This window comes from Streptomyces sp. NPDC001100 (assembly GCF_053598575.1).
Window position 1 is genome coordinate 16165 of the sequence record NZ_JBSFKO010000017.1, and the last position, 21522, is coordinate 37686.

At 72.3% G+C, this 21522-nt stretch carries 19 protein-coding genes, 1 pseudogene and 1 riboswitch; of the genes and pseudogenes, 9 read left to right on the forward strand and 11 right to left on the reverse strand.

What is annotated here, in order from left to right; genetic code table 11:
* Positions 1-301: 301 nt before the first annotated feature.
* From ACWDEW_RS24680 to ACWDEW_RS24700, 5 genes are read right to left on the reverse strand one after another with little or no spacing between them, the layout of a single operon-like run.
* Entirely contained in the window at positions 302-1108 is an 807-nt protein-coding gene (locus tag ACWDEW_RS24680; protein ID WP_450515095.1) for an ECF transporter S component, read from the reverse strand.
* A gap of 23 nt (positions 1109-1131) precedes the next feature.
* Complete coding sequence (locus tag ACWDEW_RS24685) at positions 1132-2802, reverse strand: ABC transporter ATP-binding protein (RefSeq protein WP_450515096.1); 1671 nt, start codon at positions 2800-2802, stop codon at positions 1132-1134.
* The gene (locus ACWDEW_RS24690; RefSeq protein ID WP_450515097.1) at positions 2799-3968 is read right to left on the reverse strand and encodes an energy-coupling factor transporter transmembrane component T; all 1170 of its coding nucleotides are present in this window, start codon (positions 3966-3968) and stop codon (positions 2799-2801) included. Before ACWDEW_RS24690 ends, ACWDEW_RS24685 begins: the two co-directional genes overlap by 4 nt.
* Positions 3961-4572: an SCO2322 family protein gene (locus ACWDEW_RS24695; protein WP_450515098.1), complete on the reverse strand. Its 612-nt coding sequence runs from the start codon at positions 4570-4572 to the stop codon at positions 3961-3963. Before ACWDEW_RS24695 ends, ACWDEW_RS24690 begins: the two co-directional genes overlap by 8 nt.
* Entirely contained in the window at positions 4569-5816 is a 1248-nt protein-coding gene (locus tag ACWDEW_RS24700; RefSeq protein ID WP_450515099.1) for a prenyltransferase/squalene oxidase repeat-containing protein, read from the reverse strand. The genes ACWDEW_RS24695 and ACWDEW_RS24700 overlap by 4 nt, the downstream gene beginning before the upstream one ends.
* 113 nt (positions 5817-5929) lie before the next feature.
* Positions 5930-6008: riboswitch (cobalamin riboswitch) on the reverse strand.
* A gap of 100 nt (positions 6009-6108) precedes the next feature.
* Here ACWDEW_RS24700 and ACWDEW_RS24705 point away from each other — a divergent pair.
* Positions 6109-6795: a phosphotransferase gene (locus ACWDEW_RS24705; protein ID WP_450515100.1), complete on the forward strand. Its 687-nt coding sequence runs from the start codon at positions 6109-6111 to the stop codon at positions 6793-6795.
* Positions 6796-6973: 178 nt separating this feature from the next.
* Positions 6974-7927, forward strand: coding sequence for a glutamate ABC transporter substrate-binding protein (locus ACWDEW_RS24710; protein ID WP_450515101.1), 954 nt, complete (start codon positions 6974-6976; stop codon positions 7925-7927).
* A gap of 147 nt (positions 7928-8074) precedes the next feature.
* Here the strand turns inward: ACWDEW_RS24710 and ACWDEW_RS24715 are convergent, their stop codons facing one another.
* Complete coding sequence (locus ACWDEW_RS24715; protein WP_450515102.1) at positions 8075-8932, reverse strand: helix-turn-helix domain-containing protein; 858 nt, start codon at positions 8930-8932, stop codon at positions 8075-8077.
* 149 nt (positions 8933-9081) lie between these two features.
* On the opposite strand from ACWDEW_RS24715, the gene ACWDEW_RS24720 reads away from it, so the two are divergent.
* The gene (locus tag ACWDEW_RS24720; protein WP_450515103.1) at positions 9082-9807 is read left to right on the forward strand and encodes an alpha/beta fold hydrolase; all 726 of its coding nucleotides are present in this window, start codon (positions 9082-9084) and stop codon (positions 9805-9807) included.
* Positions 9808-9833: 26 nt separating this feature from the next.
* Here the strand turns inward: ACWDEW_RS24720 and ACWDEW_RS24725 are convergent, their stop codons facing one another.
* Positions 9834-10889: a PP2C family protein-serine/threonine phosphatase gene (locus ACWDEW_RS24725; RefSeq protein ID WP_450515104.1), complete on the reverse strand. Its 1056-nt coding sequence runs from the start codon at positions 10887-10889 to the stop codon at positions 9834-9836.
* 210 nt (positions 10890-11099) lie between these two features.
* On the opposite strand from ACWDEW_RS24725, the gene ACWDEW_RS24730 reads away from it, so the two are divergent.
* Complete coding sequence (locus ACWDEW_RS24730; protein WP_450515105.1) at positions 11100-13358, forward strand: ATP-binding protein; 2259 nt, start codon at positions 11100-11102, stop codon at positions 13356-13358.
* An 8-nt stretch (positions 13359-13366) separates the two neighbouring features.
* Here ACWDEW_RS24730 and ACWDEW_RS24735 read toward each other — a convergent pair.
* Together ACWDEW_RS24735 and ACWDEW_RS24740 are read right to left on the reverse strand one after the other, a co-directional pair.
* Positions 13367-13813 (reverse strand): annotated as a pseudogene (locus ACWDEW_RS24735) (nuclear transport factor 2 family protein).
* Positions 13814-13855: 42 nt separating this feature from the next.
* Positions 13856-14890, reverse strand: a complete 1035-nt coding sequence (locus ACWDEW_RS24740) for an MBL fold metallo-hydrolase (RefSeq protein WP_450515106.1) — start codon at positions 14888-14890, stop codon at positions 13856-13858.
* A 128-nt stretch (positions 14891-15018) separates the two neighbouring features.
* Here ACWDEW_RS24740 and ACWDEW_RS24745 point away from each other — a divergent pair, with 128 nt between their 5' ends.
* Entirely contained in the window at positions 15019-16476 is a 1458-nt protein-coding gene (locus ACWDEW_RS24745; RefSeq protein ID WP_450515107.1) for an aldehyde dehydrogenase, read from the forward strand.
* Positions 16477-16483: 7 nt separating this feature from the next.
* Complete coding sequence (locus ACWDEW_RS24750; RefSeq protein ID WP_019067177.1) at positions 16484-16717, forward strand: ferredoxin; 234 nt, start codon at positions 16484-16486, stop codon at positions 16715-16717.
* Between the two features lie 25 nt (positions 16718-16742).
* Here the strand turns inward: ACWDEW_RS24750 and ACWDEW_RS24755 are convergent, their stop codons facing one another.
* Entirely contained in the window at positions 16743-17366 is a 624-nt protein-coding gene (locus tag ACWDEW_RS24755) for a maltokinase N-terminal cap-like domain-containing protein (RefSeq protein WP_450515108.1), read from the reverse strand.
* 7 nt (positions 17367-17373) lie between these two features.
* Entirely contained in the window at positions 17374-18000 is a 627-nt protein-coding gene (locus ACWDEW_RS24760) for a TetR family transcriptional regulator (RefSeq protein WP_450515109.1), read from the reverse strand.
* 222 nt (positions 18001-18222) lie between these two features.
* On the opposite strand from ACWDEW_RS24760, the gene ACWDEW_RS24765 reads away from it, so the two are divergent.
* The 3 genes from ACWDEW_RS24765 to ACWDEW_RS24775 are packed head-to-tail and all read left to right on the forward strand — an operon-like array spanning position 18223 to position 21451.
* The gene (locus ACWDEW_RS24765; RefSeq protein ID WP_450515110.1) at positions 18223-19659 is read left to right on the forward strand and encodes a glycosyltransferase family 4 protein; all 1437 of its coding nucleotides are present in this window, start codon (positions 18223-18225) and stop codon (positions 19657-19659) included.
* Positions 19653-20387 (forward strand): class I SAM-dependent methyltransferase, encoded by a 735-nt coding sequence (locus ACWDEW_RS24770; protein WP_388112096.1) that lies wholly within the window; start codon positions 19653-19655, stop codon positions 20385-20387. Before ACWDEW_RS24765 ends, ACWDEW_RS24770 begins: the two co-directional genes overlap by 7 nt.
* Positions 20384-21451 (forward strand): prenyltransferase, encoded by a 1068-nt coding sequence (locus ACWDEW_RS24775; RefSeq protein ID WP_450515111.1) that lies wholly within the window; start codon positions 20384-20386, stop codon positions 21449-21451. The genes ACWDEW_RS24770 and ACWDEW_RS24775 overlap by 4 nt, the downstream gene beginning before the upstream one ends.
* Positions 21452-21522 lie beyond the last annotated feature (71 nt).

Sequence of the window (21522 nt, forward strand, 5' to 3'; positions counted from 1 at the left end):
ACCTGTTTCTTCGGGGACAGTGACGTCGTATGCCTGCCGGTGTCACGCGGGGCGCGGCCCCGGCAAGGCGTCGGCGCCGAGGCCCGTGAGGACTCGTCGGCGCCGTGCGACTGCTCCACAGAAGCACTCTCGATCCGTGTCCGCAAAGACCCCTTTTACTAGTTGTGGTCGCATGTGGGTGAATCGTCAACTGTGTGACGTGGCTCTCAAGCCCCAGGTCAGAGGGCATGCGGACGCGTGCATGACACCCATTTGACCCTACTAATCCACATCGTTGGTGACATGCGTCATGTGGGACGCTTCACCCGGTTCGTCCGTCGAAAGTGACCCGCGTCTCGAAGGCCGCCCGCCGGGTCGCCCGGCGCAGCGCCCGCAGCAGTGCCGGACCGACGGTCAGCGTCAGCGCGACCGTGACGACCGCCCGCCCCAGGTCCCAGCCCAGCGAGGTGGCCACGCAGTACGCGACGAAACGCGCCAGGTTCGCGGGCACGGCCGCCCCCGGGTCGAAGGCGACCGACGAGGCCAGCGCCCCCATGAAGGGCCAGCCCGCCAGGTTCATCGCGGTGCCGTAGGCGAACGCGGCGAGGAAGCCGTAGCAGGCGAGCACCGCGATCTCACTACGGCCGCGCAGCCGCTCCCGGCCCGGCAGCAGGCCCGCGCCCATCGTGAACCAGCCCATCGCCAGCATCTGGAACGGCAGCCACGGGCCGACCCCGCCGGTCAGCAGCGCCGACGCGAACATCGTGACGTTGCCGAGCACGAATCCGAAACCGGGTCCCAGGACCCGTCCGCTCAGCACCATCAGGAAGAACATCGGCTCGATACCGGCCGTACCGGCGCCGACGGGGCGGAGGGCTGCGCCGGTCGCGGCGAGCACGCCCAGCATGGCCACGGCTTTCGGGCCGAGCCCGGACTCCGAGATCGCCGCGGCGGCGACGGCGACGAGCAGGACGAGCAGGCCGGCGAAGAGCCAGGGCGCGTCCTGCGAGTGCGCGGCGACCTGGGAGCCGGGCGGGGCGAGGAAGGGCCAGGTGAAGGCGGCGATCCCGGTGACGGTGACGAGGGTGAGGGCGGCGGCGGAGCGGGGAGTGAAGGGGATCGGCCTCATGCCCCTCATACCCCTTGTCTCCCTCATGTCAGGGCCTCCCGTACCTCGGCGACGGTCAGCCACTGCTGCGGGGCGAGGATCTTCGTCGTCTGCGGGGCGAAGGACGGGGACGCCACGACCACCTCCGCGGTCGGGCCGTCCGCGATCACCTCTCCCTCGGCGAGGAGGACGACCCGGTGGGCCAGTTCGGCGGCGAGCTCCACGTCATGGGTGGCCAGGACGATCGCGTGACCCTCGGTCGCGAGCGCGCGCAGAATCGTGACCAGGCGGGACTTGGCCGCGTAGTCGAGACCCCGGGTCGGCTCGTCGAGCAGGAGGAGGGGCGGCCGGGCCGTGAGCACGATCGCGAGGGCGAGCGCGAGGCGCTGCCCCTCGGAGAGATCGCGCGGGTGGATGTCGTCGGTCACATGGGGGAGCAGATCGGAGACGAGGGCGCGGCAGGTACCCGGCTCGGCGCCCGCGTCCGCGTCGGCCGCGGCGCACTCGGCGGCGACCGTGTCGGCGTACAGCAGGTCACGGGGTTCCTGCGGGACCAGACCCACCCGGCGTACGAGGTCCCGGGGCGCCGTGCGATGCGGGGTGAGACCGCCGACCTGGACCGTTCCGGAGGTGGGCGCGACCAGACCGACGAGGGTGTTGAGGAGCGTGGACTTGCCGGCGCCGTTGCGGCCCATGAGGGCGACGGTCTCGCCGGGGGCGAGGGTGAGGTCGACGCGGCGGAGGGCGTCGATGCCGGCGCGGCGGACGGAGAGGGCGCGGACTTCCGCTGTGCGGGCGGGAGTTGGGGCCGTCTGCTTGCGTGCGCGCCAACGGGAGCTCGGTGGCCGGGAGTTGGGGAGCTGGCCGGTGAACGGGGTTGCGCCACGGTCCGGTTCCCGTCCGGCCAGGCGCTCCCGCAGCCCGTCCGCCCGGCGCCGCGCGTCCCGCACGGTGAGGGGCAACGGCGTCCACTCGGCCAGGCGGCCCAGGGCGACGACCGGGGGGTACACGGGGGACACCGCCATCACCTCCGCCGGGGTGCCGAGGACCGGCGCCGCACCCGGGGCCGGGAGCAGGACGACCTGGTCGGCGTACTGGACGACGCGCTCCAGGCGGTGTTCGGCCAGCAGGACCGTGGTCCCGAGGTCGTGGACCAGGCGCTGGAGGACCGCGAGTACCTCCTCGGCGGCGGCCGGGTCCAGGGCCGAGGTCGGTTCGTCGAGGACGAGGACCCGGGGGTGCGGGGTGAGCACCGAGCCGATCGCGACGCGCTGTCGCTGGCCGCCGGAGAGGGTGGCGAGGGGGCGGTCGCGCAGTCGGGCGAGGCCCAGCAGATCGAGGGTCTCCTCGACACGGCGGCGCATCACCTCCGGGGCGAGGCCCAACGACTCCATGCCGTAGGCGAGTTCGTCCTCGACCGTGTCCGTCACGAAGTGGGAGAGCGGGTCCTGGCCCACCGTGCCCACCACGTCGGCGAGTTCACGCGGCTTGTGGGTGCGGGTGTCACGGCCGGCGACCGTGACCCGGCCGCGCAGGGTGCCGCCGGTGAAGTGCGGGACGAGTCCGCTCACCGCGCCGAGCACCGTGGACTTGCCGACCCCCGACGGGCCGACGAGTAGCACGAGTTCACCTTCCGGGACCTCGAAGTCGAGTCCCTGGACGGCCGGTTGGGCCGTGCCTTCGTACGTCACGGAGACATCCTCGAAGCGGATCACGACGGCTCCTTGAAAGTGGGCAACGCGGGGGCCAGGCCCAGCAGTACGGCGGCCGCCGGCCAGAGGGGAAGGGTCGGCGCGACCAGTGGCACCACCCCGGGAGTGAGTGCGCCGGGGTCGCGGACGGAGGCGAGCGTCAGCAGCGCGGCGACCGCGGCGCCCGAGCCCGCGACCAGCCACGCCCGCGCGTTCCACGGGTCGGGGCGGTACCGGGTGCGCAGCGTACGGCGGCCGCCCAGCCGCAGCCCCGCCGCCGCGGCGACCACCCCGGCGAGCAGCAACGGCAGCCCATAGACCCCGCCTTCGGCGGTGAGCAGCCCGTACGTTCCCGCGCACACGCCCAGCAGCCCGCCGAGCGTGAGGGCGGTCGTCGTCCGCCGTACGGAGGCGGGCACCTGTGCCGTACGACCGTATCCGCGCGCGTCCATCGCGGCGGCGAGGGCGACCGAGCGCTCCAACGCGCCCTCCAGGACCGGGAGTCCGACCTGGAGCAGACCGCGCAGGCCCCGGTCGGGGCGGCCCCGGAGGCGGCGGGCGGCACGCAGGCGCTGGACGTCCGCGACGAGGTTCGGGGCGAAGGTGAGCGCGACGACCACCGCGACGCCGGTCTCGTACAACGCGCCCGGCAGGGACTTGAGGAGCCGGGCCGGGTTCGCGAGGGCGTTCGCCGCGCCTACGCAGATCAGCAACGTGGCCAGCTTCAGGCCGTCGTAGAACGCGAAGGCCAGGCCCTCCGCGGTGACCTCGCCGCCGAGGCGGATGCCCTGTGCCCAGTGGGGGAGCGGGACTTCGGGGAGCGTGAGGAGGGTGTGGGTGCCGGGGACGGGGGAGCCGAGGGCGATCGCGAAGAGGAGGCGGATGAGGAGCACGGCGAGGGCGAGTTTCGCGAAGGCGGTGTAGGAGCGGGACCAGGGGGCGGGGGAGCGGTTGGTTGCCACGACGTAGGCCGTGACGGTGATCAGGAGGGCGAGGAGGAGGGGGTTGGTGGTGCGGGTGGCGGCGGTGGCCAGGCCGAGGGACCAGGCCCACCAGGCGCCGGGGTGGGTGACGTTGGTGGGGTTGGGGGCGCGGGAGGAACTGCCGCGGTCTGTCGCTCGGCGGGTGCGGCGCCGTCGTGGCTGGTCGCGCAGTTCCCCGCGCCCCTTGAGGGGGTTGCTGCTAGGCATGTTTGTGCCTGCGGGTTTGCCAGACCGCTGCCGCTGCCAGGAGGGCGATCGCTGTCGCGCCCGCGAGTATGCCCACCGAGGGGCCGTCGTGGTGTTCTGCGGTGATCTGCTCGCCGCAACCCTGCTCCGGATACCCCGCGATCGCGCACAACAGGGCGTTCGTGTCGTAGCGCAGAGGCTTTGCGACCGTTGCCAGGGCCTCCGCCGTCGTCGCGTCGGGGGACACGGTGGCGCAGGCGGTGCGGGCGGCGGGTGGGGTTTCGCCGGACGGGGCGTCGGACCGCGTACCGAAGTCGACGACGAGAGCGACGCGCTTCTTCCCTTCCACGGCCGGGGAGTTGGCGCAGATGGTCGCGAAGTCGGGTGCTGGGCCCCGGGGTTGCTTCGCGTCCGCCGAGTCCTTGCTCACCGCGAAGCGGAAGCCCTGGACGTCGCCGTCGGCGGGGCGGGTGGTGGAGGGGCCCTGGGTGGCGTAGGTCCAGTGGGTGCCGGTGCGGTCCCAGAAGGACCAGTAGCGGTAACCGGCCGCCTGAGCGGGGGAGTTGGCGGTGAGGGCGAGCAGGAGTGCGGCGAGGAGGAGGGTGAGGGAGGGGCGGCGGATCACTGCTGCCGTCCGCGCTTGCGGTTGCGGGCGACCAGGACGAAACCGGCTGCGGCGACGGCGAGGAGCGCGCCGCCGACGGTCCAGGCGACGTTCGGGGAACCGTCGTTGTCGTCGGATGCCGCCTTCTGCACCGGGCCTGCGGTGACCGGTTCCTCGATGTGCGCGGGGGTCGGGCCGGTCGCGTTCAGCAGGGTGACGAGGTTCTGGCCGCCGAAGTCGTGGACGTCGGCGCCCTTCGCGGTGGTCGCGACGAAGACGAGCTGCGCGTAGGCGGCCGGACCGCCTTGCGCGGCCCATGACCTGGCGTGGGTCTCCAGCCAGCGCAGCGGCTTCGCGGCCTGGTCGTGCAGGCCGAGGGAGGACAGGGCGACGATCGCGTCGGCCGTGTTGCCGTAGTCGGGCCGGGGCTTGGCGCCGGGGAGCGCGGAGGTCAGGTGCCCGTCCTTCGCCATGGCCTCGGCGAGCCACGCGGCGCCGTTGATCGCCGACTGCTCGGGATCGGCGCCGGGCTTCTCGCACTTGGCGGGCGAGCCGGCGTCGTCCTGCCGGCTGCCGGCCAGCGACTGGCCGGACATCCCGAGCACGGCCGCGGCGGTCGCGTCCGCGTTGGCGAAGAGCTTGCCCTTCTTGTCGGGCTGGTAGGCGAAGGCGCCCGCGTCCGTGCCGTCGTCGCAGGGCAGCGCGAGCTTCCGGAGGGCGTCGTAGGGCGACTTCCCGTCCTTGCGGATGTTCGGCACGGTCACTCCGGCGTCGCCGAGCGCACCCATGACGACGGCGGTGGAGTTCGCGTCACTGGCCCCGCCGGGGGAGTACCCCCAGCCGCCATCGGTGTTCTCGACGGACTTCAGCCACTTGACGGCCTTGGCCACCTGGGCGTCGTAGGAGACGGTCAGCGTCGAGAGGGCCTGTACGGCGACGGCCGTGCTGTTCGTGTCGACCATGACCTTCGCGTCGCACGCCTTGCCGGGGTCGGCCCGAAACGCCGCGAAGGCGCCGTTCGCGCACTGCTGCCCGGCCAGCCACGCCACCGCCTTGTCGGCGGGCTGCACACCCACGGCGTCCTGCGCGAGGAGGGCGAGGGACTGGCGCCAGACGCCGTCGTAGGTGGGGTCGGAGGTGCCGTAGAGCCCGGCGGGTATCGCCACGGACGGGGACGGCGACGGACCGGCGACGGCGGGTGCCGCGGCGATCACTGTGACGGTGATGCCGGCGGCCAGAGCCGTGGCGCTGCGGCGGACGTTCATGATCGGCGAATGCCTTCCCCTGTGGGGAGCACGGCAGCACGGGAACACCCCCGGGCGGCTCGGCTCCGTATTCCTCGACGGTGCGTATGAGCCGGTCACGTACCGTGCGGGGCGGTCCGGCTCACCGGTCCCGGAGGTGGCCGAGGACCGGATCACGGTTGCGGGTCAGCGCCGGAATTGCACCGGCTTCCCCCCGTACGGGTGTGATGACGACGCGGTCACTCTACGGCCAGCCTGGGCATCGGCTGTGGGGAGGGGGTGCCCGGTCCACCCGTTCCGGTAGGTTCTGGCCATGTCGACGACGGGGAAGCTGCTCGGCTCCGGCCGTACCGCGGACGTGTACGAGATCGACGGGGAGTGGGTACTCCGCCGCAACCGGGAGGACTGGGGGGACGCGGCGGCCGAGGGCGCGGTGATGGAGCATGTGCGCGCGTACGGCTACCCCGTGCCCCGGGTAAGGCCGGAGGACTCGGTCACCTCGGTCACTTCGCGCACCGACCTGGTGATGGAACGGCTGGCCGGGCCCACCATGCTGGAGGCCCTTGTCGCGGGCTCGATCGACGTGCGGGAGGCGGGGACCGTACTCGCCGCGCTGCTACGGCAGTTGCACGCGATACCCGGCCGGCGCCCCGGCACCCGCGTCCTGCATCTCGACCTCCACCCGGAGAACGTGATGCTCACCCCGGCCGGTCCCCGCGTCATCGACTGGGGCACCGCGGAGGACGGCGACCCCGGGCTCGACTGGGGTCTCTCCGCGATCATCCTCGCCCAGGTCGCCGTGGACGACCAGCCGATCGCCGAGCCGGCCCGCGCGGTGCTCGCCGCACTCCTCGCCGACCCCGCCGACCTCACGGAGGCGGGGCTGGCGGAAGCCCGGCGGAGGCGCGCGGCCAACCCGACGATGACTCCGCGCGAGGTCGAACTCCTCGGTGCCGCAGAGGAGTTGATCCGGTCGCTCGCGTCTCCTCGGGAACCGTGAATCAACGTGAACGCGTCACCACCGACGAGCGCGTGAGGGGCCGGGGCGCCGGACGGCGTCTTCGGATGGGTTCCGAGGGCTGCGGGGCAGTGTGAGGGAACTTCGGGCACGTGGGGAAGAAGGCGGTTTGTCGGGTGGTGCCGTCGTCCCCTTTCGCCGGCGGCTGGTTGCCGGGGTCGTGGCGTCGGTCGCGGTACTGGCGCTGACGGTGTCCTGCGCCGACTCGGCCGTACCGCAACGCCGTTCGGCCGCCGGGGTGCGCGCGTCCGCGTCGACCGTCAGCGCGTCCGCGTCCGCGAGCGCATCCGCGGCGGCCGGCGCGAGCTGTGATCCGCTGCGGTCGTTGAGACCGCTCGCCCACATGCCGACGCCCGGCGGCAGGATGCCCAGCGGTACGGCGATGGAGCGGATCGTCGCCCGGGGGCGGCTGATCGTGGGAGTGGACCAGAACACCTATCTCTTCGGCTACCGCGACTCCGACACCGGGCAGCTGGACGGGCTCGACATCGACCTGGTGCGGGAGATCTCCCGCGCGCTGTTCGGGCGGCCGGACCGGGTGCAGTTCAAGGCCGTGCCGTCCGCGCAGAGGATCGGGATACTGCAACGCGGTCAGGTCGACCTCGTCGTCCACTCCATGACGATCACCTGCGAGCGCATGCAGCAGGTGCTGTTCAGCAGCGACTACCTCGACTCGGGGCAGCGCGTCCTCGTCACCGACACCTCCCCGGTGAAGACCCTGGCCGATCTCGCCGGACAGAAGGTGTGCACGGCCCGGGGCACCACCTCACTGACCGAGCTGCGACGCGCCCGCCCGGCGGTGCGGCCGGTGACCGTCTCCGACTGGACCGACTGCCTCCTGCTGCTGCAACAGGGCGAGGTGGCCGCCGTGTCGACCACCGACAACGTCCTCGCCGGACTGAGCGCCCAGGACCCCGCCACCCGCGTCACCGGACCGCGGTTCACCTACGAGCCGCACGGAATCGCCGTACCGAAGACGACGCCCGAACTCGTCCGCTTCGTCAACGGCGTCCTCGCGCACCTGCGCACCTCGGGCACGCTACGCGCCCTGCACGAACGGTGGCTGGGCCCCTACGGCGACTTCTACCCGCCCGCGCCGCGCTACCGCGACTGACGGCACCCGGGCGATGTGCCGTACCGGCAGGGTTGCCGGCCGGCACCTCAACCGCCTTGTTCGCGACGCCGACTCCCAGGGGAGCGGCGTCAGTTGTGCTGTGACGGACGGGGTTCGACGAGTCGAAGACCCAGGCGCCGCACGGTCCTAGCCGGTCACCTCGGACCGGGTACGGCCGGCGTCGGGTGTCCGGGTCATGGACGCGAGGAGGGCCAGCTTCCCGGCGGCGTCGGTGTCGGGGTCCGGGTGGTAGACGACCAGGGTCTGGCCCGGTACGCCGTCGATGCTCAGCCGCTCCCGGTTCAGCTCCAGGCCGCCGACCTGGGGGTGGGCGATGTACTTCGGCGCGGCCTCGCAGGCCTGTACGTCGTGGCGGGCCCAGAGTCGGCTGAACAGCGGGCTGGCGAGGGAGAGTTCGCCGACCAGCTCGATGAACCGGGGGTCGTCCGTGTCGGGGCCCACGGCCTCGCGGAACGCGGCGACCATGCCGCCGACCGCGCTCTCCCAGTACGGGTAGAGCGCCTGCTCGGCCGGGTCGAGGAAGAGGGACAGCAGCCGGTTGGAACCGGCGGCGAAGCGCGGGGACAGCGCGGTCGCCAGGGAGTTGGCGGCGAGGACGTCGAAGTAGCGGCCCTCCACCAGCGCGGGGAGCGGGAGCGTGACGAGGAGCTTGGCGATCCCTTCGGGCACGGTCTCCCGTACCGGGCGGGGCCGGCGGCGCCTGGGCTGCGCGGCGCCCAGCCGCAGCAGATGGGCCGTCGCGTCCTCGTCCAGCCGCAGCACCCGGGCGATGGACTCCAGGACCTGCACGGAGGGGTTGCGGTCGCGGCCCTGCTCCAGGCGCAGGTAGTAGTCGGCGCTGATACCGGCGAGCAGCGCGACCTCCTCCCGGCGCAGGCCCGGCACCCGCCGTACCCCGTAGGCGGGGATACCGGCCTGTTCGGGGGTGACGAGTTCGCGGCGGGCACGCACGTACTCGCCCAGCAGATTCGGTTCACCGGCCATCCCCGCACTGTAAGTCGGCCGCCGCGCGCGTGCCTGGTCCTGTCACCCCCAGGGGCGCGGGGGCCCTGGCTGGGGCCTGGGCCGGGCGGCAGCGTCACCGGTGGCGTGCTGATCGGCGACGCCGGCCACCACAGCGAGGAGCAACAGCCATGTCCACATACCTACTGGTGCACGGTGCCTGGCACAGCGGAGAAAGCTGGCAGCGCGTGGTCCCGCTGCTGACGGCGGCCGGACACCGGGTGTTCGCGCCCTCGCTGACCGGCCACGGCGACAAGGCGCGGCTGCTCGGCCCCGACGTCGGCCTCGACACACATGTCGACGACGTCGTCGGGCTCATCACGGTGGAGGACCTCACCGAGGTGATCCTCGTCGGGCACAGCTACGGCGGGCTGGTCGTCGCATCGGCCGCCGACCGGGTCCCCGACCGGATCGCCCAACTGGTCTACCTCGACGCGATGGTCCCGGAGGACGGGGAGAGCGCGATCGACATCATGCCGGTGACGCAACTGCTGATCGACATGGCGGTGAGTTCGGGTACCGGCTGGCGGATTCCGCCGCTGCCCGAACTGCCGCCGCCCGGGGGCCTGTTCGGGGTCACCGACCCCGCGGACATCGCCTGGCTGCGGACCACGCTCTCGGACCAGTCGGCGCGCTGCCTCCAGCAGCCGGTACGGCTGGACAACCCGGCCGCGCGCTCGATCCCCCGCACCCACATCCACTGCGTGGGCAGCGAACCGGAGGGCTTCGAGCGGCGGCCGGTCCCCGCGATCCAGCCCAACGGCACCCCGGCCCAGGTGTGGGAACTGGAGTCCGGCCACGACTGCATGGTCACCAAGCCGGCCGAACTGGCCGACCTGCTCGACAAGTTGGGCTGAGCCGGGGCTGGTGACGGGGGCCGGCCTCAGACCCGCACCGGCGCCGTCACCCCCGTCGGCTGGCACAGGACCAGGGCCAGGTCGTCGGTGGGCGGGCCGCCGGCGTGGGCGAGCAGTCGTTCGTAGAGCGCGTGCAGCGCCGCGTCCGGCGTCGGTTCGCTCAGCGCCGTCGCGCACTCGGTGAGCAGGGCGAACGGGGTGCCGTCGAGGGCGCGGGACTCGGTGAGGCCGTCCGTGTAGAGCAGGAGGCGGTCGCCGGGCTGGAGGCGGACCCGGTACTGCCGCGGGTCGGGGCGCAGGCCCAACGGCGGTGCGGGGACCCGGGGTTCGAGGAGTTCGAGGCGCTGTCCGGAGCGCAGGGGCGCCGGATGGCCGCAGTTGACGAGCCGCACCTCGCCGGGACCGAACTCGGCCAGCACCGCCGTGACGAAGTCCTCGGGGCCGAGACCGGGGGCGAGCCGGGCGTCCAGTGCCTTCGCGAGGGTCGTCAAGTCCGGTGCCGTGTAGGCGAGTTCACGGAACCCGATGAGGGTGTCGGCGGCCGTCCGCAGCGCGTCGAGCCCGTGCCCGCGCGCGTCCCCGACCAGCACCCGCAGGCCGTACGGCGTCACCGCGAGGTCGTACAGGTCGCCGCCGACCGAGGACTCGCGGTGCGCGCAGTGGTAGCGGGTGCTGACATGGGTGCCGGAGAGGGTGCGGGAGACCGGCCGCAGGATCGCCTCCTGGGTGATCCGGGCCACCTCCCGCGCCTCCGCGAGCCGTTCCCGCAGCCGGCCGCGCTGTCTCGCCGCGTACACACTGCACACGCAGCCGAGGAGCAGCCCGCCCCAGCGGACGGCGAAACCGGTGTTCAGCTGTGCCCCCGAGCCGAGCCCCGCCGCCAGCGCGAGCAGCACCGTCCAGCAGCAGACCAGGAGCGTACGGCGGGCACCGAGGAAGGTGGCGGCCATCAGCGGCCCGATCGCCAGCAGCGGCAGGATCGGCTGCACCCGGCCGATCAGCAGACCCGGCGTGGCCGCCAGCAGACAGCCGACCGGTGCGACGAGCAAGCGGCGTCCCCCGTCCATCGCGTTCGTGTCCATCGCGTTCACTCCACGACGATCGCGGAATTCCCGGCTCCGTACCTGTGGCACGGGGGAGTTGACCGGCTCTCGATCACAACTCGTCGAATCGGGACGGACGGTGATCGGAAGCGGCTGCCATTCCGGTGATACGGCGACTTTTCCGGGCATGCGTGGGCCGCGTTCCGGGACCCGCGCATGGAGCCGGTGACGTACGGACACACTGGCCTCGTGCCGGACAGGACTGACCACGGGAACCCAGGCGACTCCCACACCCCCGGGGACCCCGGTAACTCCAACAGGCAGGCCAAGCCTGGGAATCTGCCGCCCGAGACGCACAGTTTCGTCGGGCGGGGCGCCGAACTCGGGCGGCTGCGGGCCGCGTTGGACCCGGGCGGGGGACCGGCCCGGCCGGTGACGGTCGTCGGGGTCGGCGGAGTCGGCAAGACCCGGCTCGCGCTGCGCGCGGCGGCGCAGGTCCGGGACGCCTACCCCGACGGCGTCTGGCTCACCGAACTCTCGCCCCTGCGCACCTCGGGACTCGTGGACCTCGCCGTCATGGAGAGCCTCCGGCTCGCCGACCAGTCGACGCGCCCGGTGATCGACGTCATCACCGAATGGGCCCACGGCAGAAGGCTGTTGCTGATCCTCGACTCCTGCGAACACGTCCTCGCCGACTGCGCCAGGTTCACCGCCGCGCTGCGCTCCCGCCTGCCCGGCCTGCGCATCCTGCTCACCAGCAGGGAACGGCTCGCACTGCCCGGCGAGGAGGTACTCCACCTCGAACCACTGCCGGTGGACGGCCGCCCCGGTGTCGATGAGGACGCCGGCGCCGCCGTAGCCCTGTTCGCCCAGCGCGCCGCGGCCGCCGGCCGCCCCCTGAGGGACGACGACCCGGGCGCCCGCGCCACCGCCGTCGCCGTCTGCCGCCGCCTCGACGGCATCCCCCTGGCCCTCGAACTCGCCGCCGCCCGCCTCACCGACCTGACCCTCGACCAGCTCCACACCCGTCTCGGCGAACGCCTGCCGACACTCCCGCCCCTGCCGGACCCGTCCGCGCCGCCGGGCACACCCGCCCCGTCCTCGCCCCTCGACCTGCTCGTCTCCGCCCCGGGCGAACGGCCGCCCCGCCACCAGACCCTGCGCACCGCCATCGGCTGGAGCCACGAGCTGTGCGCTCCGCTCGAACGGCTGTTGTGGGCGCGGCTCTCCGTCTTCAGCGGCGGCTTCTCCCTGGGGGCCGTCCGACAGGTCTGCGCGGGCGGCCCACTGCCCCCGGAGCGGATCGCCGGGCTGCTCGACCGGCTCGTCGCCCAGTCCATCGTCCTGCCCGACCCCGTCATCTCGGCCCGCTACCGCATGCTCGACACCGTCCGCGAGTACGGCGCCGACTGGCTGCACGCCCTCGGCGAGGAACGCGCCGTACGCCGGCGCCACCGCGACCACTACGCCCGCCTCGCCCGCGAGGGCTGCGCCGAGTGGAACACCGGACGGCAGGTCGCCTGGTGCGAGCGTGTGCTGACCGAACACGCCAATCTCCGTACGGCCGTCGACTGCGCGCTCGCGGACCCGGACGGGGCGACGGACGGCGGCCCGTCCGCCGAGAGGGACCGCGCTTGGTCGGCGGCCGTGGAGATGGCCGGCCATGTCGGCTTCCTGTGGCGGCACTGCGGCTACCTCCGCGAGGCCCAGCACTGCCTCGACCAGGCCCTCGCCGTGGAGTCGCCGCCCGGCCCCGGCCGCACCCTCGCCCTGTGGGCGCGCGGCGCGGTCGCCCTCCTCCAGGGCGACCAGGAGGCGGCGGCCAACTGGGCCGTGCGCTGCGCCGACGCGGCCCGCGAACAGGACTCCCCGGTCGCCCAGGTCGCCGCCGCCTACCTCAGGGGCGGTCACCTGGCACTCACCGGCCGCCAGGCCGAGGCGATCACCGTCCTCGACGCGGCACCCCAACTCCCCGTTCAGGACGACGGGTTCGGCGCCGCCCAGCTCCAGGTCCGGCTCGCACTGTCCCTCGCCCACGTGCTGCGGGGCGAGTTCGAGCGCGGCCGTGAGGTCGCCGACGAGGTGCGCACGGCCAGCCGGAAACAGGGCGAGTTCTGGTGCGGGGCCTTCGCGGACTACATGATCGCCCAGGCCGATCTGGCGCACGGCGACATACCGGCGGCCGTGCTCGGCGCCCGCACCTCGATCGCAGGCCACGCCCTGCTGCACAACACCGTCGGCGCCGCGATGTCCCTCGACCTGCTGGCCGCCGCCGTCATCCGCACCGGCGACGCCCACCGCGCCGCCCGCCTCCTCGGCATCGGCACCCGCCTGTGGGAGCTCACCGGCCGCGCCCAGATGGACTCCCCGGACCTGATCGCCACCCGCCGCACCTGCGAACTCCGCGTCCGCGAACACCTCGGCGACGCCGCCTACACGAACGGCTACCGGGCGGGCCTGGCGATGACGTACGACGAGGGGATCGCGTACGCGGCGATCAGCCGGTGACGCGGAAGTCAGTGACGCGGGGTGGGGCCGCCGAACGGCAGGAACAGGGTGCGGGTGCTGATCAGCCAATCCCCGTCCACCTGGCGGAAGGTGTCCTCGTAGTGACCGACCTGGACCGGAGGACCGGCGGGGACCATCCCGCCGTGGTGGCCGTCGACGCGGTACGTCGTGAAGTACGCGGTCGAGATCGCCGTGTCGGGGGAGGTGAGGGTGACCAGGACGTTCGACATCAGGCGGCGCGAGAGCCGGCCGGCGGGACGGGCGCCGAAATACTTCCGCAGCGCCTCCCGCCCCTCGACCGCTCTCTCCCCCTCCGGCTACTCCCAGCGGCCGTCCTCGGTGAACAGCCCGGCGACGGAGGACGGTTCACCGAGATCGAGCCGGCGGACGAAGTCCAGGACGACGCGCTCGCAGGCACGTTCGGCGAGCAGTCGCTGCAAAGGGTCCAGGTCCATGGGGTCGTTGGTATCAGCCGCACTCCTCGCCCCACGACCGAATTACACCGCCACGTACGTCACCGGCTCGCTCCCCGTCATGACCTCCGCCTGGCCCAGCTTCACCAGCCGCCGCAGATGCGCCTCCGCCTCGGACACCGCGATGTTCCTCGACGGGAAGGGGATCTGTGCCCAGGGACGGTTCCACTCCATCCGCTCCGCGACCTGCCAGGCGGTGAGCGGTTCGGAGAGCAGGGCGAGCAGTCCGGTCAGCCGGTCCTCGTGGTGGGTGAGCAACTCCCGTACGCGGCCGGGCGCGTCGGTGAAGGTGTGCTGGTGGGCCGGGAGTACTTCGGCGGGCGCGAGACGGCCGATCCGCTCCAGGGAGTCGAGGTAGTCGCCGAGGGGGTCGGCGATCGTGGTGTCGTCCGGGTCCTCGTACAGGCCGATGTGCGGGGTGATCTCGGGGAGGAGGTGGTCGCCGGAGAACAGACGTCCGTGGCCGGGTAGTTGGGCCGGGTGGTCTTCCTCCAGGTGCAGGCAGACATGGCCCGGGGTGTGGCCCGGGGTCCAGATCGCGCGCAGCCGGCGGCCGGCCAGGGGGAGGAGTTCGCCGGGGACGATCTCCCGGTCGGGCAGCGCGGGCGTGAGGCCGGGGACGCTGCGCGGACGGGCCGCCCGGAGCGGGGCCAGGTGTTCCTCGGGGGCACCGGCCGCCGCGAGCTTCGCGGTCATGTACGTCAGCCAGCGGCCCGGTTCCGTCGAACGGGCCCGCCGTACGATCGCCGTGTCCGCCGCGTGCATCGCGAGCCATGCCCCGGACGCCTCGCGCACCCGCCCGGACAGGCCGTGGTGGTCGGGGTGGTGGTGGGTGACGATCACGCCGTGCACCTCGCCCACCCCCGTACCGCAGGCGTCGAGGCCCGCGACGAGGGTGTCCCAGGAGGCCGGGTCGTCCCAGCCGGTGTCGACCAGGACCGGGCCGCGGTCGGTGTCGACGACGTAGACGAGCGTGGTCCCAAGTGGGTTGTCGGGGATGGGGACTTCGATGGAACGAACACCGCCGCCGTGGTCGTGGACCTGACCCGTGGACGTCATGGACTCCCCAATCGCCGCCTTCCGGCCACTATACGTGGACTCCATCGACCGGAACTGGTATTCAGTCCTCGTATCTGATGGATCGTCAGACTGTGGTTCAGGCAGCGGCACCGGGGAGGCGTTCGGCCATGACGGAGCTCGTGGAACACCGACAGCTGTTCATCGGCGGGGAGTTGACCGACCCCCTGGGCAAGGACGTCATCGAGGTGATCTCCCCGCACACGGAGGAGGTCATCGGCCGCGTCCCGCACGCGTCGCGGGAGGACGTGGACCGTGCGGTCGCCGTGGCCCGCCGGGCCTTCGACGAGGGACCCTGGCCGCGCGCGACCCTGGACGAACGGGTCGCGGTCGTCACCCGCATCAAGGACGCGATCGCCGCCCGGTACGAGGAGATCGGCCGCGTCATCTCCTCCGAGAACGGATCGCCGTACTCCTGGAGCATCCTCGGCCAGGCCCTCGGCGCGATGATGGTGTGGGACGCGGCGATCACCGTCGCGAAGGACTTCACCTACGAGGAGCAGCGGGACGGGGTCCTCGGGAAGATCCTCGTCCGCCGGGAGCCGGTCGGGGTGGTCGCGGCCGTGGTCCCCTGGAACGTCCCGCAGTTCGTGGCGGCGGCCAAGCTCGCGCCCGCGCTGCTCACCGGCTGCACGGTGATCCTGAAGCCGTCGCCCGAAGCGCCCCTGGACGCCTACCTGTTGGGCGAGATCGCGAAGGAGGCCGGGCTGCCGGACGGCGTCCTGTCGATCCTCCCGGCCGACCGCGAGGTCAGCGAGTACCTCGTCGGACACCCCGGCATCGACAAGATCTCCTTCACCGGTTCGGTCCCGGCCGGCAAGCGCGTGATGGAGGTAGCCGCCCGTCATCTCACCCGCGTGACACTGGAGTTGGGCGGCAAGTCGGCGGCGATCGTGCTGCCCGACGCGGACATCACCACCTCCGTCCCCGGCATCGTCTCGGCGGCCTGGATGAACAACGGCCAGGCGTGCGTTGCCCAGACCCGCATCCTCGTACCGCGCTCGCGCTATGACGAGTTCGCGGACGCCTTTGCCCAAGCGGCGAGCGCTCTTGTGGTCGGCGACCCGCTCGACCCCGCCACCCAGGTCGGCCCGCTGGTCGCCAAACGCCAGCAGCAGCGCAACCTCGACTACATCCGCATCGGCCAGGAGGAGGGCGCCAAGATCCTTACCGGCGGCGGCCGTCCACCCGGCCTCGACCGCGGCTGGTACGTGGAGCCGACCCTCTTCGGAGACGTCGACAACTCCATGCGCATCGCCCGCGAGGAGATCTTCGGCCCGGTCATCTGCCTGCTCCCGTACGGCGACGAGAGCGAGGCCGTGAAGATCGCGAACGACTCCGACTACGGGCTGAGCGGCAGTGTGTGGACGGGCGATGTGGCCCACGGCATCGACATCGCCCGCCAGGTCCGCACCGGCACCTACAACGTCAACACCTTCAGCCTCGACATGCTCGGCCCCTTCGGCGGCTACAAGAACTCAGGTCTGGGGCGGGAGTTCGGACCCGAGGGCTTCTCCGAGTTCCTCGAACACAAGATGATCCACCTGCCCGCCGGCTGGGAGGGGTGAACAGGAGATGGGCGACCGCTGGCAGGTCGAGGTCGACCGCTCCGTCTGCATCGGCTCGGCCCAGTGCGTCCACCAGGCCCCCGACCGCTTCCGCCTCGACTCGGCCATGCAGTCCCACCCGGCCGAACCGGAGACCGACGCCAACGAGCGGATCCTCGCGGCGGCCGAGGGCTGCCCGGTGGAGGCCATCATGATCACGCTGCTGGGCAGCGGGGAGCCGGTGTTCCCGCCGGAGGAGTAGCGGTGGCCGCAGGGGAGTTGGCGCCCTAGGAGACCAGGAGGTCGGCGAACAGCGCACGGACACGGGTGCCGTCGGGCTGGGCCCAGACGCCGGTGACGTGGCCGAGCGCGCCCTCGGGGGCCGTGGAGCCGGGGCTCAGTACCCGGTGCAGCCGCAGGGTCGGGCCGTCCGGTACGGCGAACTCCGTTGTCCTGTCCGTGTCGTTGGGGGCGCCGAGAGCGGGGAGGGGTGCCGTACCGGTCCAGGAGCGGGCGACCTCGCGGTCCAGGGTGTGCGAGATGCTCTGCGCCTGCGCCTGGGTGCGCCCCTCGATGAACGCGACCAACTCGGCGGTCAGCACCGGGTCGTGGCAGCCGTCGTAGGCCCAGCGAGGACCGAGCACGCCGTGCTCCATGGTGCCGACGAGGGCGTGCTCGGCGCCGGGGAGCGGGGCGGCCCGGTAGGTGAGCGGTACCAGGTAGGCCGTCGGGCCTTCGGTGACGACCATGAACTCGATGCCGACCTCGCCCTCGGGGTCGTCGAGCCGGAACCCGCCGGCCTTCGCCAACTCCGGTTCCGTGGAGCCGTGATACCAGGGGCGGGTGGGCAGCCAGGTGAAGAGGAGTTCGAGCTTGGTGGGCTTGACGTGGGTGCGGTGGATGATCGACATACGGAAATTATCGGTCGTCGCCCGGTTCCGTGAGGTCGATCAGGCGGCAGACTGTCTCGATATCGATCTTCACCTGGGCGATGGACGCGCGGCCCGAGAGCCAGGTGATCAGGGCCGAGTGCCAGGTGTGCTCGATCACGCGGACGGCGGAAAGCTGCTCCGGAGTGGGGTGCTCCAGGCCCATCGCGTCCAGGATGATCACCGTGGTCTGCCGGGAGACCTGGTCGACCTCGGGGGAGACGCTGCGGTCCGCGAAGGTCAGCGCGCGGACCATCGCGTCGGCGAGATGTGGCTCGCGCTGGAGCGCGCGGAAGGCCCGCATCAGGGTCTCCGCGACCCGCTCGGCCGCCGTCTCGCCGCCCGGCGGCTTCTTGCGGAGCGTGCCGTGCATGTGCTCCAGCTGGTCCTGCATCGTGGCGACCAGGAGATGCACCTTGGACGGGAAGTACCGGTACAGCGTGCCGAGCGCGACCTGCGAGGACTCCGCGACCTCCCGCATCTGCACGGCGTCGAAACCGCCCCGGCTCGCCAGCTGCGCGCTCGCGTGCAGGATGCGGCGCCGGCGCGCCTCCTGCCGCTCGGTGAGGGGCGGTGAGGTCCGCGCAGTGGCTTCGGGCTTGGCTTCCACTGGCATGGCTCCCGTTCCGTGACTGTTCCCGTGACTGTCGGTGAGGGCGGGTGATCGGACCGATCATGGCAGGGTCTCGGCCGTGGTGTGAATCACCTGATCCACTTCTCACAGCGCCCGTACCGGCCGGTAGATTCAGAACCTCCTGGACGATCAAGTCTGAAACTTGTTCTAGATTAGCGTCCCGGCGTAATCTCGCGGGACAGTGCAGGCAGAAGGGGGCTCAGAGTGACCGCTGAGGCCAGTCAGGCGGGCCCCCAGGAGGGCCCGGCCGCAGACGGCGAGCGACCGCTCCGTATCGCACTCCTCACCTATAAAGGGAACCCGTTCTGCGGTGGTCAGGGCGTCTACGTCCGCCATCTCTCCCGCGAACTGGCCCGCCTCGGGCACCGCGTCGAGGTCATCGGCTCCCAGCCGTACCCGGTCCTCGACGAGGGCTACCCGGGCATCTCCCTGACCGAGCTGCCCTCGCTCGACCTCTACCGCTCCCCCGACCCCTTCCGCACCCCGAAGCGCGACGAGTACCGGGACTGGATCGACGCCCTCGAAGTCGCGACGATGTGGACCGGCGGCTTCCCCGAGCCCCTCACGTTCTCGCTGCGCGCCCGCCGCCATCTCCGCGCCAGGCGCGGTGAGTTCGACGTCGTGCACGACAACCAGACGCTCGGCTACGGCCTGTTGGGCGACGTCGGTGCCCCGTTGCTGACGACGATCCATCACCCCATCACCGTGGACCGGCAGTTGGAGCTGGACGCGGCGGAGAACCGGCGGCAGCGGATGTCCAAGCGCCGCTGGTACGCGTTCACGCAGATGCAGAAGCGGGTCGCCCGCCGCCTGCCCTCCGTGCTCACCGTCTCCGGCACCTCGCGCCAGGAGATCATCGACCACCTCGGCGTCCGCGACGACCGCATCCACGTCGTCCACATCGGCGCCGACACCGACCAGTTCTCCCCGGACCCCGCCGTACCCCAGGTGCCGGGCCGGATCGTCACCACGTCCAGCGCGGACGTCCCCCTCAAGGGCCTGGTCTTCCTGGTCGAGGCCCTCGCCAAGGTCCGCACCGAACACCTCGACGCCCACCTGGTCGTCGTAGGCAAACGCCCCACCGAAGGTCCGGTCGCCCAGGCCGTCGAGCGCTACGGCCTCGAAGGCTCCGTCGAGTTCGTCAAGGGCATCTCGGACGCCGAACTCGTCGACCTGGTCCGCTCGGCGGAGGTCGCCTGCGTGCCCTCGCTGTACGAGGGCTTCTCGCTCCCGGCGGCCGAGGCGATGGCCACGGGGACGCCGGTCGTGGCCACGACCGGCGGGGCGATCCCGGAGGTCGTGGGGCGCGACGGGGAGACCTGCCTGGCGGTACCGCCGGGTGACCCGGGCGCGTTGGCGACCGCCCTGAGCCGCCTGCTGGGCGACCCGGGGTTGAGAGCCCGACTCGGCCGCGCCGGACGTGAGCGGGTACTGGCCCGGTTCACCTGGTCGCGAGCCGCGGAGGGCACGGTCCTGCGCTACCGCGAGGCCATGGCGGGCCCCCACGCTCGGAAGAACTCGCGCGGGGGCACCCCCCTCGCCGGCAGGCTTCCCGGCCGCTCCGCGGCCTCTCAGGGTGTCGCATCCACGACCTCGACAAGTGAAACCGGCGTCTATCCCGAAAGCAGGGCCACGTGCTGACCGTCGACTTCTCCCGGTTCCCGCTCGCCCCTGGCGACCGTGTCCTGGACCTCGGGTGCGGTGCCGGGCGGCACGCGTTCGAGTGCTACCGGCGAGGGGCCCAGGTCGTCGCCCTCGACCAGAACGCCGAGGAGATCCGCGAGGTCGCCAAGTGGTTCGCGGCGATGAAGGAGGCCGGCGAGGCCCCGGCCGGCGCCACCGCCACCGCGATGGAGGGCGACGCGCTCCAACTCCCCTTCCCCGACGAGTCGTTCGACGTCGTGATCATCTCCGAGGTGATGGAGCACATCCCGGACGACAAGGGCGTGCTCGCCGAGATGGTCCGGGTCCTGAAGCCCGGCGGCCGGATCGCGATCACCGTCCCGCGCTACGGCCCCGAGAAGGTCTGCTGGGCGCTGTCCGACGCCTACCACGAGGTCGAGGGCGGCCACATCCGCATCTACAAGGCGGACGAACTCCTCACCAAGATCCGCGAGGCCGGCCTCAAGCCCTACGGCACCCACCACGCGCACGCGCTGCACTCGCCGTACTGGTGGCTGAAGTGCGCGTTCGGCGTGGACAACGACAAGGCGCTGCCGGTGCAGGCGTACCACAAGCTCCTGGTCTGGGACATCATGAAGAAACCCCTCGCCACCCGGGTCGCCGAACAGGCGCTGAACCCGCTGATCGGCAAGAGCTTCGTGGCCTACGCGACCAAGCCGCACCTCCCCCTGGCGGAAGCCAAGTGACCGCTCCCCGGACAGAACACCTCGTCCTGCCCGGGGTCCTCACCGCGGAGGAGGCCGCCGCGACCGTCGCCGGCATCCTCGCCGTGCAGCGGGAGGACGGGGCGATCCCCTGGTTCCGGGGCCATCACCTCGACCCGTGGGACCACACCGAGGCCGCGATGGCGCTCGACGCGGCGGGCGAGCACGAGGCCGCCGAGCGGGCGTACAACTGGCTCGCCCGGCACCAGAACGAGGACGGCTCCTGGTACGCGGCCTACGCCGACGGCGACGCGCACGACGTCACCGACCGGGGCCGCGAGACCAACTTCGTCGCCTATGTGGCCGTGGGCGTGTGGCACCACTACCTCTCGACCGGCGACGACACGTTCCTCGACCGGCTGTGGCCCACGGTCTACGCGGCCGTCGAGTTCGTCCTCCGGCTCCAGCAGCCGGGCGGGCAGATCGGCTGGAAGCGGGACGCCGACGGCACGGACACGGCCGATGCGCTGCTGACCGGTTCCTCCTCGATCCACCAGGCGCTGCGCTGCGCCCTCGCGATCGCCGAACAGCGTGAAGAGCCGCAGCCCGACTGGGAGTTGGCGGTCGGCGCACTGCGGCACGCGATCCGCCGTCATCCGGAACGGTTCCTGGACAAGGACCGCTACTCGATGGACTGGTACTACCCGGTCCTGGGCGGCGCGTTGCTGGGCGCGGAGGCCAAGTCCCGTGTGGAGGAGGGCTGGAGCCGCTTCGTCGTACCCGGTCTCGGGGTGCGGTGTGTCGTCCCCAACCCTTGGGTGACGGGCGGCGAGTCCGCCGAACTCGCCCTGGCGCTGTGGGTGTTGGGCGAGTCCGACCGCGCGTTGGAGATCCTCCAGTCGATACAGCACCTGCGCGATGCGGAGACCGGGCTGTACTGGACCGGGTACGTCTTCGACGACGACGCGATCTGGCCGCGTGAGCTGACGACGTGGACCGCGGGGTCGTTGCTGCTGGCGGTGGCGGCGCTGGGCGGGCATGACGCGACGTGCGCGGTGTTCGGGGCCGAGCTGTTGCCGGATGGGCTGGATCCCGACTGTTGCTAGGTGCGGGGCGGTGGGGGCCGGCCGCGCAGTTCCCCGCGCCCCCAAAAGACACGGCGAGCCGGAGTCCTTGG